Genomic DNA, 12,751 nt, shown 5'->3' on the forward strand with positions numbered 1-12,751 from the left:
TCCATTTGTCCCCAACGTTGAGGGTTTGATGTCCTTCAAGGGGCAACAGTTGCACTCAGCTCAGTACGCATCTCCTGAGCCGTTCACAGGCAAGAGGGTGATGGTGGTCGGCGGAGGAAACTCCGGCGCACAGATCCTGGCGGAGGTCTCGCTTGTTGCGCAGTCCACGACCTGGGTCACGCTGGAGCCTCCAGCCTTTTTACCGGACGAGGTCGATGGGCGCGTACTCTTCGAGAGGGCCACTGCGCGCTGGCAGGCCCTGCAGGAGGGTAAAGATCCAGAGAACCTGCCAGGTGGCTTTGGCGATATCGTGATGGTTCCCCCTGTCCTTGAAGCACGCCAGCGCGGCGTGCTGCATTCTGTCGGCTCATTTGAGAAGCTCACGGCGGACGGGGCTCAATGGGGCGACGGAAGTACCAAGCCCTTCGACGCGATCATCTGGTGTACCGGCTTCAGGCCTGCGTTGCAGCCTCTGGAGACTCTTGGCGTTGTCAACGAATCCAGAGTCGCGGTAGACGGCACCCAGGTGCGTGGCGTCTCAGGTTTATGGCTGGTGGGCTACGGAGAGTGGACCGGGCCGGCGTCGGCCACGCTCATTGGTGTCATGCGTACAGCACGTAGCACCGCCGAGGAAGTTGAGCAGTACCTCTCGTAGAGGGTTGTTTGTCCATGCTCTCTGGGGACATACTCGGGTGGGGGCAACCTTTACATGTGCAAACCTATACACATATGATTGCCACTATGTCCTCCGTAGTTTCAATTCGTACTCAGGCGATTGAGGCCGCAATTGCCTCGCTAGACAGCAACTTTTTTTCGTGCGTTGTGTGAACCTGCACGAGTCGCTGTGCTCAAGCGTGTCATGCAATTGGGCAGAGCGGATGTGACCGCGATTGCAGCTGACCTTCCTCAAGAGCGATCCGTTGTGTCTCGCCACCTGCAAGTCTTGCTGGATGCACGGATCGTGCGAGCCACCAAAGTTGGTCGCCAAATGTTCTATGAGGTGGATGGTCCAGCCATCATTGCGCGCCTAGAAGGCATTCTTAAACATACTCAAGGCATAGCGGCACACTGCTGTCCCGCCACCTCACTGTAGACCGTGTCCATTTTTTTTTCAATGAAATGTGTATATGTGCGCACAAATGAACAGTTTGAGTAAGAGGCACGATGTAATCGTCGTTGGTGGAGGCCAAGCAGGACTGGCCTGCGGCTGGCACGTGAAGCAGCGGGGCTTGGACTTCACAATACTGGACGAGCAGGATAAACCTGGGGGGAACTGGCGCCACTACTACGACAGTCTCACACTGTTTTCCCCTGCTTCGTACTCGTCTCTTCCTGGAATGCCTTTTCCTGGGGCACCCTCAGCGTACCCTCGACGCGACGAAGTAGTGAAGTACTTGGAGCAATACAGCAAGCATTTCGAACTGCCTGTGCAGCCGAACATTCGCATCGTGCGTGTGTACCGGGACAGCGGTGGATTTCGACTTCTCTCGGAAAATGGAACGGAGTTTTCTTCGAGAGCAATTGTTGTGGCGACTGGGGCATTTAGTCGCCCCTTCATTCCCAACATTGCCGGTCTCCACAACTTTGAGGGAACGAAGATTCACAGTTCGTCCTATCGAAATGTGAAGCCTTTTCTAGGGCAGAGGGTGGTAGTCGTTGGAGCCGCAAACTCTGCACTACAAATCGCCTACGAACTTGCGCAAGTAGCCAAAGTAACACTGGCCACACGCGAAAGCGTTCGGTTCTTTCCACAACGGATTTTGGGAGTCGACTTTCATTCTTGGCTCAAATGGACGGGCCTAGAAAGAACACGCTGGCTCAATGATCAAAGTACACCGGTGCTCGATGACGGCACTTACCGAAATGCACTTAAGTCTGGTCTGTTTGCTCACACATCTATGTTTGAGCGAGTAACGTCCAGCGGCGTAGTCTGGCCAGGTGGAGCAGAAGATCAAATTGACGGCATCATCTTCGCAACAGGTTTTCGTCCAAATCTCAAACCGTTTGAGCCACTGGACATCCTGGATTCACAGCAAGGCGTCAAGCAACATCAAGGGGTTTCTACTTCGAACCCAGGCATCTTCTTCGTGGGCTTGCCGAAGCAGCGAAACTTCGCTTCAGCAACGCTCCGCGGTGTTGGTCCTGATTCTGAGCAAATCATGGACTCCCTACACAAGTATCTCAATATCTAAGGCACCATCGGGCTCTACCAAACACCGACCCTATGTAGAGTCGTCCCAGCAATGCTCAAAGAGCGATCATCACTTGTACGTCTAGGTGCCAAGTTCTCCAACGACATGTGAATGGCTGTGGCCGGTGGTTCGCCGCCAACTTATGAGCAATGTGCAATCGACTAAAAATGTGAATCCTCAGTTGAGCGTCCGCTTTTCATACGTATGAACGACCGCTGCGGGTCGATTGCTGCCGGTGGTCAGTACAAGCAGGCCGGTCATCACGTCTCGGAATGATGGTCAATTAAGGCCAGCGCCCGCAAACTCGCCGCGCCAACTGTCAACACTGTTTGACGGGCAGAAATCTACCGTTTATTCTCCTGCACGTGAACGCCCTTGGGCACACATAGACGACTGAGCTTTTGAGAGTCGTCAACCGATCCCCCAAGGATCGGTCAAAGCATTACCTCGCAACCCGGATGGGGATCATCGCCCCATCCAGACCTTGCGGTCAGGTGTGGCTGTGCTCCGTCCAAACATTGGAAATTTGGAGTCATCATGCAGCAACAACAAGCACCTGCTCAACGTGAGTTTTTCAACCTGCACGCTAACGGCATTGGGTATTTGCACCGTGTTCGTTGGGTAACGCCCGCTGGTCGTGGTCGTAAGGCTGAACCGTTTCTCGCTTGCGCCATCAGTGCGCTGCGTGGGGCAACGGATTCTCCCGACTACACATACTTCGATCTGCGCGTGTCCTCTGCCGAGGCCATTGACCTGATCGATAGTCTGCAAAAGGAAGTTGATGAGCGCCGCAAGGTGCTGATCTCTTTCCGTATTGCTGACCTCTACGCTCACTCTTACGAGCGAGATGCGCGAGATCAAGGCGGACGCCCCACCGGGCAGAAGGAACTGGCCGGTCTCATCAAGGGCCGTCTTATTCTGGTTAACTCCGTTAAGGTCGACGGTCAGCTCGTGTATCAACGTGCCGAGTCGAATGCGGATGCTGCTCAGTCGGGCAGTCAACCGCATGGCGATGAGGCGTTTCACGATGAACGTGCTGGCAACTCTGAACAGGGTGGCCAAAATGAGCAAGCGCATGGACCTGCAGCGCAGGAACGTGCACCGGCTCAAGCTCCACGTCAGCAACCTCAGTATCGTGCTCCTGTTCCGCAGGGCCGTACACCTTCGGCGCCTGCGCGCCAGCCAGCTCGCTCAGGCGGGTACGGCATTACGCCTGGCCATCAAAGGCAAGGCGGATATGCTGATCGACGCGAACATGATTACGCGTAATCAGCAGTAGCCACCCACCCCTGAATTGCGAAAGCAATTCAGGGCGTGATTTGTGGCCCGAATACCCTGGAATTGCGCTATGCTCTCAGCCTTTCCAAGTGTTTGCCGGTATCACTCAAACCGGATGCTAGGCAACTAGCGAAGCAGGTGAGCCTCTGAAACTTGCGCGCCCTACGGGCCGAGGCACTTATAGACCGTACACACTTCACTCGTTGACGCACACCTCGAACCGGTGTGTTCTGTCTCATTCCCAAAGGATCGGAAGTCCTTTGGCAATTCCAAACAGCACTCCACAGGCATATGCGTGTGGAGTGTTTTTCTTTCACCCACGCGGGCCTGGCCCCGCGTTGGACTGGTGCTCCGCAATCTGATGGAGCAAAAGCTTGATAAAGCTCGAAAACGTGACGTTGCGTGTCAAACAAATTCGAGGGGGCCGCTACGGCGATTTCTGCGTCGGGGAGCTATTCCACGAGTGCTGCGAACTCAAGGTCAAGGATTCACTCCTGGATCAGTTTGAAGAAGGCGAGTATCACGGTACTGTGTGGATCAGCCGAATCTTCCTGCATCAGTACATTGCGTTTGGAAAAGCCGTCACTGAGATGAGAGCAACGCTGCATGACATGCAGCTCGATAGCGCCTCTGACGCTCCTGTCGAGACCGAATTGGCCGAGCCCGACCCACTGCTTGAATCGCCATCCCTGACGTCTCAAACGCCTGTGTGGTCCGCTCCGCTGCCCGCGCCGAGTACCGAGTCGAAGACCGAGGGGTCCACGCGGTTGGGCGAACAGATGCGAGAGCGCATTGAGAGAATAAAGCGTAACCCTGGGCAACCAACCCAAGCAATTGCACAAGCGTCCTCAGTCGAAGATGTAGGTCAGGTCGATACGCCCGATCTTCCTGAAGTGCTCCGAGAATACTGGGATCAGATCCGCGGTCTTCAACCAGTGAAGCTCGATCCCACTGTCGATCGCTCGATGTTGCGAGAGCAGACCAAGGCCATCGGCCAACTGGGCTCCTATAAATTTGTGTTCCAAGATCAAACTTGGCATCCAAAGTAAAGCCCATCGCCCGCATCAGCGGGCTGATCCATATGCGTGAACGCGCGTATATGGATCAGCCTACTGCCTGGTAGCCAGGCAGCGGGAAGGTGGAAATAGGGTGGCTGCGACCTGATGCGCAGCGGCTTTGCGATAGTGCGTGTCCGGTGAAAGCCAAGCCGGCCTCGTGACCGCGCCGTTCCTTGGCTGTCTGAGCCCGTTGTGACAGCCGGCCAGCCTATAGGCGGCCTGGGTACTGTAATCTGGCAATGCCGGGAGCCCGATGGGTTCCCAGAGTGTCTGCAGCAATTGCGGATCTTCTGGGAAACCATCTGACCATCAATATGGTTTCGCGCACTTTGAGCCCTTGAAAAGTGCTGGCAGCAATGCCCTGGGCATCATTTTTCTATAACCCTCGCGGGCACAACTGTCCGCAAGGGCCGGCGTGCCCGCTCCTTATCGGGAGGAGTCTCCATGGGCACACCTTCCAGCCTTAAGCTCATTGCCTGGTCTGAGGACCAGCGCATGCAAATGCATGACGCCTATCGCAAGTTCGTGGCGATGTGTACCGAGCAGGACTACGAAGCACTGATGCGACTGCGCGAGCAGGTTGCACCAGGGCAGGTTTGTTCGATCGTGACGCTGATCAGTTCGTGCTATCAAAAGCCGGAGCTGCTTGACGGCATGCCGTCGAGCTTGGTTCAACTATTGAAAGAGCGGAATTTGCCGCCGCCGTCTGCTGACGCATCCTCTTTCTAAGAATAGGTAGCGCATCACGCGCATCCATTTCCTCGAAAAGATGCACTAGGTCCAGAGGCTCCTCATGACGAGGAGTCCCTGTTATTACTCTCAACTGGGGACGCTTTTCAGTCATCTGGAAAGTGTCTCACGTTTTCAACCTCTCTCAACCCCGGATGGGCCGTGTCCCATTCGGGCGCGCTCGTCCTTTTCCCCCATCAACAGGAGAAAAGACATGACGCAAATCGTTCAATCGCAAGCAACTACTGGTGTGACTTTCGGCGTTCTCGCTGCTCAATGTGGCGAGGTTCTGCCGATGCAGGTTCTGCGTAGTGGAGGCGGCTTCTACCTCGGTACTTGTACCGAGCGTGGCCCGTTCACTCGTGAATCTCTGGAGACTTGGAATACCCAAGCCAAGGCTGAAAAGGCCTGGGCGAAGGGTCACTGGTGCCAGAAGGACCACCTTTAAACCCGTGCCAGTCCCTGAGAAATCAGGGCTGGCATTTTCTTTCCCTATGGGGCTTTGGCCCCTATGGGCTGGAGTTCCCTGAGCCTAGTTTGGAGGACTCTATGTCCATTAGTGCAAATGAAGCTGCGTTCAAAGAGCTTCTCCTGTGGACTCAGAATGAGCCCGCGCATCGCTATGAGATCTACGACACGCGTATGGAGGTCACCTACCGGCTCTATATCGCGAAGGACGCTATTGCGAAGGCAACTGAGTTGAGCTCGACAGCCTTCCAGTGTCGTCTCATGGACCGCACCGTGGAGCAGATCCGGTATGTCAATGGCATATGGATGCATGAAGGCGGCAGCATGCTGTCGACCGTGCAGAGGCTGTTCGATCATGAGGCGCTCTTTCATATCATGCGTCGCCTAGAGATGCGTGCTGAGATTGACGAGCTGCAGTCGCCAGACGTAGAAGAAGTGATGGCGCTTGCCGATACCGTGGCATTTCGCCGCATTCAAGACTTACCCGCTCAGCAGTCTGCAGCGTCCGTCATCGCGGTGCATGCACGCTCTAACCCTCTCTACCGAGAAGCCTTGAAGCGCGCGTTGCCGCGCCTCGACATTTACGGAAAGGTTCAAGAGCTTACCGGCGTTGGCCTTGATCCAGACGAGATCCCGTTCTAAGCGGTACTGAAGTACCACCTCTTTAACCAAGCCAGCTCTCCACAAGGAGACTGGCTTTTCCATTTCTGGAGCCGCCCATGGCCTTAATGTTCTCGCGCCTGGCGCACAACTATGTCAAAAACGGCTACTACCCCACGGACGAGGAATCCATACGCCGGATCTCAAACCTGCTGCAGATGCCCGAGAAGGGGGGCATACGCATGTTTGACCCTTGCTGCGGCGAGGGCAGCGCGCTCGCCGATTTACGGCAGCTACTGACCGTCGATCGAGGGCGAATCGGCGGTGCCGAGGCCTTCGGCATCGAGCTCGACCGTGACAGAGCGCGTCATGCAAAGGGAATCCTCGACCGTGTGATTCATTCGGACGTGCACGATGTCGTGCTCAAGCCGAGAAGCATGGGCCTGCTGTTTCTAAATCCGCCTTATGGCTTCGGCGTAGCCGATCAATCAGCCCAGCGCTCGCTGTTAGCGGAGGCTGATAAGGCCGAGCGCCTGGAGCGAACCTTTCTTCGCAAAACTGTGCCATATCTCGCCTACGGCGGAGTGCTTGTCTACATCATTCCGCACTACGCGCTCGACGACGAAATACGCAGCTACCTGGTGCGCAACTTTGAGGATCTGCGGATCTTCATGGCGCCAGTGCAGCAGTTTCGACAATGCATAGTGATTGGCAAGCGCTGCCGGGCAACCCATGCCACCAAGGCGGCCCTGCAGCCACTGACTGAGGCCCAAGCCTCGGAAGAGGGCGCCCCTGTCATTCCAGACTCCTGGGAGTTGGAGCCATATGTCATTCCTGCGCTGCAGGTCGATCAGGAGTTCGACTTCCACGCTGTGCAGATCGATGCCGAGCAGCTCGGCGACGAGCTGGACAAGTATGAATCGAGTCTGCTTTGGAGCGGGCTTTCATCGCAGTTCAGCCAGGTCGGCGGCGCTTGTCGACCGCCGTTGCGCGATCTGACGCCATGGCACCTTGCGCTTGCCCTTGCGGCTGGCCAGGTGGTCGGAATGATCCACGGCGCCGGCGGCAGAACTCTCCTGATAAAGGGGGATACCTACAAACGCAAGGAGCGCAAGGTGTCCGTTGACTTTGACGAGAAAGGTCAAGCATCGCAGACCACGGTGATGCTGGACCGGTTCGTCCCCGTCATCAATGCCATCGAGTTCACCCCCGACCACCGGCTGGGTCGGATCGTCGCCATCGCATAGCTTTTCTTTAACCACTGCTGGCCTCGGCCGGCGAACCGCAACCCCCTGGGGACACTTTCCCAGGGAAGGTTGTCCTCGTTCATTCACTTGATTGGAGATGACCTTGAGAAATGCTGTGAAGCCAGCACAACCATCGCAGCGCTATGACACACCGCTGTTTCGACCGGGCCGATGCGTAGCAACGCTGGGCCTAGACAACCTAATTTGCCAGGGGACCATCAATCCCCACGAGCTCCTGCAGCGGCACATCTGTGGCGATCCAGGCGAGCTGGCCAACACGAAGTTGGTCATGTTTGCGCGTGACTTGGAAGCGGCGCGTGGCCAGCGACTATCTGCATTTCTTGTCAACAGCGAGTATGTATGGGTCGTGACAAGTGCTGACTGGTCGGTGACAAAGCTGATGCTTTCATGCGAATGGAGCGCTGAAGCACGCGCAGCGTAGTTCCTTACTGGAAGCACGCTGTAAATCTAACCACCCTTGGGGGCACTAGCCTCTAGGGCCGGTGGTCCCCGATTTTTTTAACGAGGACCATCATGCAAAAACAACCACCTACTACGGCGGCAGCTCCACTTTTTCAGTTGGGCCGCTGTGTGGCCACAGTTGGAGCCGACGATCTACTTCGTCGTCTCGCCCTCAATCCGTACGACTTGCTCTCTAGGCATGTGCGCGGGGATTGGGGGGACTTAGACGAGTCAGATAAGTCATTGAATCGACGGGCGCTTTTAGACAGAAGCCGTCTCATGTCTTCCTACTCGGTAGGCGATAAGAAGGTATGGGTCATAACCGACGCAGATTGGGCGGTCACGACCATTTTGCTGCCCTCGGAATATTGATGGCGAGCTCGATGAATACCTTCCAGCTGCTTGAACACATCCTCAGCCTCCATCTGCAGGGGCTGACGACGCAGGACGAGCTCATGCTCGAAGCGCTTGCAGAGTTGCCCTCCAAGATCCCCCACATCCTGGATGCGCTCAACAAGGCATGTGATGCATCAGCCAGTCTTGAGAACGTCATGCTTCATCTCGGGGAGCGCATGACGGAATCGGACCGGACGTTTCGCAACCTGGTTGCCCTCGATCTGTCACTGGCGCTTGGCCTGCTTGCTTCCAGCAGCAAGCCATGCATCAGTGATGGATTCTGATAGGACCCATTAAACCCACGAGAACCGGCTACAGCCGGTTTTCCCCAGCCTACCCATAGAGGTGAGCTGCGGAAAACCGTTTGACCTGTCAGAAACGGTTTTAAGGCGCGCTGAGCCATGAAGGCGCACCAGGTCGAGAGACCTTGGCATTTCTTCAACCACCCTTGCGGGCCTGTCCCGCAGGGGAGGGGCTCGCTCTATCCACTTGAACCAGGAGCGATCCATGAATACATCTTTTTCTAACAACATCCGTGATGGCCACCGTGGGAACACCGAGATTGATCTCGGCGACCGGCGCGTGCTCACCGTCTCAACACGTAAGTTGAATAGCTCCCTCGTCACATCGGCCTCTGTGTCATTGGTGGAGGGAGGTTTCAAGCGCTTTGTCATGGGCTTTGGCGGCGATGGCGATTTCAGCAAGACGCTCGTGGCTTCAAAGCCTAAGCGTGTGACTGAGAAGGTTGTCCGCGAACAGCATACGCAGGCGCTGACCCAGATCGAGGACCTCAAACTGCAGGTCGAGATGCACTACGACGCCTTGGAGAAACGCAAGGCGGCTGCCCATGCATGAGCTGGAGGAAGCAGCGCGGGATGTCGTTGACTCCTGGGAGTCGGGCGACCTTGCCGGTGCTGTCACGCAGCTCGGCAGGCTTCTCAACAACCAGGATCTGAATCGCGCTGAGTGCGCCGATGCAATCGCCCGTGCCAGGGAGATCCACGCCAATGACCAATGCGTCATCGATCCCTTGCCGCTGGTAGCGCCGGCGGAAGACGGTACCTACGTCGCCGCCTGGCTCTGGATACCGAATCCATAGTCTTTCATCCACCCACACGGGGCACGCCCCTTGTGGGCTGCTCCATAAAAGGAGCATTTCATGCAAAGAGCGCTTCACCGTATAGAGGGTTTCGCGGATCTATGGGCCGACGCTTGCCTGCGGAACGATGAGGGCGAGCTCATGTTTCTCTCGTTCTATGGGCGCGATGCTTCTGCCATGCAGTTCATCGCGGCTATGGAGCTGGGCAGGACTGAGCACGGAATCACGGATTTCACGTTGGTGAGCCCTGAAGGAACGCGTAACCATGTCCAGGTTGGATCTGCGGAGCGCCTGGGAAAGTTCACCGGCCGTCTACCGCGTCAGAACCTCTTTGGATCTTTGAACCATCTGTTCGTCTACGACAAACGCTTACAGGAGATCGACAAGCCCAACCGCATTGGCTGGGTGGTGTCCAATGTCGACGCCGGCATCGAGGAGAAGGTGTGGGCTCTGGTGAAAACCTTGGCTCCCATTGCGCTGCTCGATCACTGGCAAGGACCCTTGATTGCCTGGTGTCGAGAGAAGGGCGCTGTCCACGAGCTCGGGGGTGGCCTCTATCCGCGCATCGGAAATCTTCACGCGCTGCGTGTAAGTATTTCTGATCACTTCATTCGGCATGTAAGTGAGGGCGTTCGCAACCGCGTTCTCCTTCCTTAACTCCATCAAGGCCTCGCCAGAGGCCTTTCTCACCTTCATTCATCTAACCGTTGGGCGCGCACTCCTTTGTGGGGTGTGTGCTCATTTTTTTGGAGCAAACAATGAACGATTTGGCAATTGCTGAGCCCGCTGTGGCAGAGGCATCCACTACTGCGGCCGAGGCCGCCCCGGTGGTACAGGAAGTCGCTGATGAACTTGGCACGATCGAAGGCGCAGATTTTCTGGCCGAAGTGATTGATGAAACCCTGCCCCTTGGAGATTTCATACGCGAGTTTGGCCAAGGGCTGCTCGATCAGGTCCGGTCACAGAACCCGCCTGTCTATCTACCGCAGCGCGATCAACTGTCCGAGGTCTGGCTGGCCCGCCAGCAGATCCTCGACAATTTGAAGCGCAAGCCATTCAAAGAGCAATCCGAAGCGGTTCAGGCCATCGTAAAGCTCCTGGCTGATCGAGGCGAGCCAGCTGCGGTCTTGAACGCGGAGATGGGCACGGGCAAGACCATGATGGCCATCTGCGTGTCTGTGCTGCTTCAGCAGCTGCAGCGACGCAATCCTCGCACTCTTGTGATCTCACCGCCGCACCTTGTCTACAAGTGGCGGCGCGAGATTCTTGACACGGTACCCGGCGCTCGGGTCTGGATCTTGAATGGCCCGGACACGCTGCGCAAGCTGCTGCAGATGCGTGCCCGCTTGGGCATCACAACGAGCCAGCCGGAGTTCTTCGTGCTGGGCCGTGTGCGGATGCGTATGGGGTTTCATTGGCGTCCGTCCTTTATCGAGCGCACCATCCTCGTTGGTGGCCAGCGTTTCGTGGCTGCATGCTGCCCTTGCTGCATGCGGCCGCTCGAATCGAAGGGCGATGACGACGAGACCTTGCCCATGTCCGTACCCTTGGCCAAGCAGGTCCTCAGTGACCGCCGGCGAAAGTGCGAACACTGCAACTCGACGCTGTGGATGCTGATTCGCAATGGGCGGCCCATCGACTCTATGTCCGACCTGGTGCTCAACGCACTTCAGCAGATGCCAACCATCGGCCCGGTTTCTGCGAAGCGGCTGCTCAGCAAGTTTGGAGAGAAAACACTGGCTGCGATGCTGGAGGACAACGTCTACGAGTTCTTGAACTTGATGGACGAGAACGGGGAGCTGGTATTCAGCGACAAGCAGGCGAAGCGCATGGAGCGAAGCCTGGCCACGTTCGAGTTTTCAATCGGGCAGGGCGGCTATCAGCCCACGGAGTTCATCAAGCGCTATCTGCCGACCAACTACTTTGGTTTGCTGGTGGTCGATGAAGGACACGAGTACAAAAACGAGGGCTCGGCCCAGGGGCAGGCAATGGGCGTGTTGGCCAGCCAGTGCGAAAAGGTGCTTCTGCTGACGGGCACACTCATGGGCGGCTATGCGGATGATCTTTTTCACCTGCTCTGGCGCGTCAATCCCAGGGTGTTGATCGAGGACGGCTTCAAGCCATCCAAGACCGGCTCCATGGCTGCTGCGACCATGGGCTTCATGCGCGTGCATGGAGTGCTCAAGGACATCTACAAAGAGACCTCAACTACTTCCCACCGCACGGCCAAGGGTAAAGGCGTGACTGTTCGCACAAGCAAGGCTCCAGGGTTCGGCCCCGTGGGTATCTTGCGTTACGTGCTTCCCATTACGGTATTCCTAAAGCTGCGGGACATTGGGCAGAAGGTGCTGCCGGCGTATGACGAGTCCTTTGTTGACGTGCAAATGGGCGATGACCAAGCTGAGGCATACGCCGATATGTCGAGGAAACTGGTGCAGATCCTGAAGCAGGCCTTGGCCATGAAGGACAGCACGCTGTTGGGTGTGGTCATGAACGTGTTGCTTGCATGGCCAGAATGCTGCTTTCGTTCGGAAACGGTGAGGCATCCAAGAAGCAAGGAGCTGCTGCACATGCAGCCGGCTCTGTTCGATGATGTTGAATGCACTCCGAAAGAGGCCAAGCTCATTGAGCTCTGCATGGATGAGAAAGCCCTCGGCCGCAAGGTCCTGGTCTATTCAATCTATTCAGGCACCCGCGACACCACGGCCCGGTTGCGCATGCTGCTCGAAGCCAGGGGGTTCAAGGTAGCTGTGCTGCGTGCCAGCGTAGATGCGGCCAAGCGGGAAGACTGGGTAGCGGACCAGGTAGAGCGAGGCATCGATGTGCTCATCACCAATCCCGAGCTTGTGAAGACTGGCCTGGATTTGCTTGAGTTCCCAACGATCGCTTTCATGCAATCGGGATTCAACGTCTACACGATGCTTCAGGCTGCCAGGCGCTCCTGGCGCATTGGTCAGAAGCATGATGTTCGCGTGATCTTCCTTGGCTACGCCGGCACTTCACAAATGGAATGCCTGCGACTCATGGCCAAGAAAATCGCGGTATCGCAGTCCACCTCTGGCGATATGCCTGAGAGTGGACTGGACGTTCTCAACGACAACGAGGGCGAAAGCATTGAGATGGCTCTCGCGAGAGACCTTTTGACGATGTAGCCCATTTTGACCACAAGCTGTTTTCACAGCTTGTGGTCATTTTTTTTTTTATTTTCGAGGCACTTGACAG

Annotated in this window: 13 protein-coding genes and 1 pseudogene; all 14 read left to right on the forward strand. The window is 56.5% G+C overall.

Going from position 1 to position 12,751, the window contains the following annotated elements; all coding sequences use genetic code 11:
* Nucleotides 1–655, forward strand: a pseudogene (locus V8Z78_RS22955) (pyridine nucleotide-disulfide oxidoreductase); the annotation flags it as partial.
* Nucleotides 656–859: 204 nt separating this feature from the next.
* Nucleotides 860–1,093 carry an ArsR/SmtB family transcription factor gene (locus V8Z78_RS22960; RefSeq protein WP_349732243.1) on the forward strand — a complete coding sequence of 78 codons (234 nt, stop codon included), beginning with the start codon at nt 860–862 and terminating at the stop codon, nt 1,091–1,093.
* Nucleotides 1,094–1,139: 46 nt separating this feature from the next.
* Nucleotides 1,140–2,192, forward strand: coding sequence for an NAD(P)-binding domain-containing protein (locus V8Z78_RS22965; protein WP_019042282.1), 1,053 nt, complete (start codon nt 1,140–1,142; stop codon nt 2,190–2,192).
* A gap of 537 nt (nt 2,193–2,729) precedes the next feature.
* Entirely contained in the window at nt 2,730–3,461 is a 732-nt protein-coding gene (locus V8Z78_RS22970; protein WP_080731525.1) for a DUF3577 domain-containing protein, read from the forward strand.
* 383 nt (nt 3,462–3,844) lie between these two features.
* Nucleotides 3,845–4,519, forward strand: coding sequence for a DUF3275 family protein (locus tag V8Z78_RS22975; RefSeq protein ID WP_019042162.1), 675 nt, complete (start codon nt 3,845–3,847; stop codon nt 4,517–4,519).
* A 453-nt stretch (nt 4,520–4,972) separates the two neighbouring features.
* Nucleotides 4,973–5,257 (forward strand): hypothetical protein, encoded by a 285-nt coding sequence (locus V8Z78_RS22980; protein ID WP_003054979.1) that lies wholly within the window; start codon nt 4,973–4,975, stop codon nt 5,255–5,257.
* 214 nt (nt 5,258–5,471) lie between these two features.
* Nucleotides 5,472–5,705, forward strand: coding sequence for a hypothetical protein (locus V8Z78_RS22985; RefSeq protein ID WP_034359692.1), 234 nt, complete (start codon nt 5,472–5,474; stop codon nt 5,703–5,705).
* Nucleotides 5,706–5,806: 101 nt separating this feature from the next.
* Nucleotides 5,807–6,367 carry a hypothetical protein gene (locus V8Z78_RS22990; protein ID WP_019042160.1) on the forward strand — a complete coding sequence of 187 codons (561 nt, stop codon included), beginning with the start codon at nt 5,807–5,809 and terminating at the stop codon, nt 6,365–6,367.
* Between the two features lie 77 nt (nt 6,368–6,444).
* Nucleotides 6,445–7,572, forward strand: a complete 1,128-nt coding sequence (locus V8Z78_RS22995; RefSeq protein ID WP_019042159.1) for a DUF6094 domain-containing protein — start codon at nt 6,445–6,447, stop codon at nt 7,570–7,572.
* A gap of 845 nt (nt 7,573–8,417) precedes the next feature.
* On the forward strand, nt 8,418–8,714 hold the full coding sequence (locus V8Z78_RS23000) for a hypothetical protein (protein WP_230629851.1): 297 nt from the start codon (nt 8,418–8,420) through the stop codon (nt 8,712–8,714).
* Nucleotides 8,715–8,937: 223 nt separating this feature from the next.
* Complete coding sequence (locus tag V8Z78_RS23005) at nt 8,938–9,285, forward strand: hypothetical protein (RefSeq protein WP_029158312.1); 348 nt, start codon at nt 8,938–8,940, stop codon at nt 9,283–9,285.
* Complete coding sequence (locus V8Z78_RS23010; RefSeq protein ID WP_019042155.1) at nt 9,278–9,529, forward strand: hypothetical protein; 252 nt, start codon at nt 9,278–9,280, stop codon at nt 9,527–9,529. The genes V8Z78_RS23005 and V8Z78_RS23010 overlap by 8 nt, the downstream gene beginning before the upstream one ends.
* A 141-nt stretch (nt 9,530–9,670) precedes the next feature.
* Complete coding sequence (locus tag V8Z78_RS23015) at nt 9,671–10,186, forward strand: hypothetical protein (RefSeq protein ID WP_231879660.1); 516 nt, start codon at nt 9,671–9,673, stop codon at nt 10,184–10,186.
* A 101-nt stretch (nt 10,187–10,287) separates the two neighbouring features.
* Nucleotides 10,288–12,681, forward strand: coding sequence for a DEAD/DEAH box helicase family protein (locus tag V8Z78_RS23020; RefSeq protein ID WP_034398723.1), 2,394 nt, complete (start codon nt 10,288–10,290; stop codon nt 12,679–12,681).
* Nucleotides 12,682–12,751: the final 70 nt, after the last annotated feature.

The organism is Comamonas sp. wu1-DMT (assembly GCF_040187805.1).
GTDB classification, from domain to species: domain Bacteria; phylum Pseudomonadota; class Gammaproteobacteria; order Burkholderiales; family Burkholderiaceae_C; genus Comamonas; species Comamonas thiooxydans.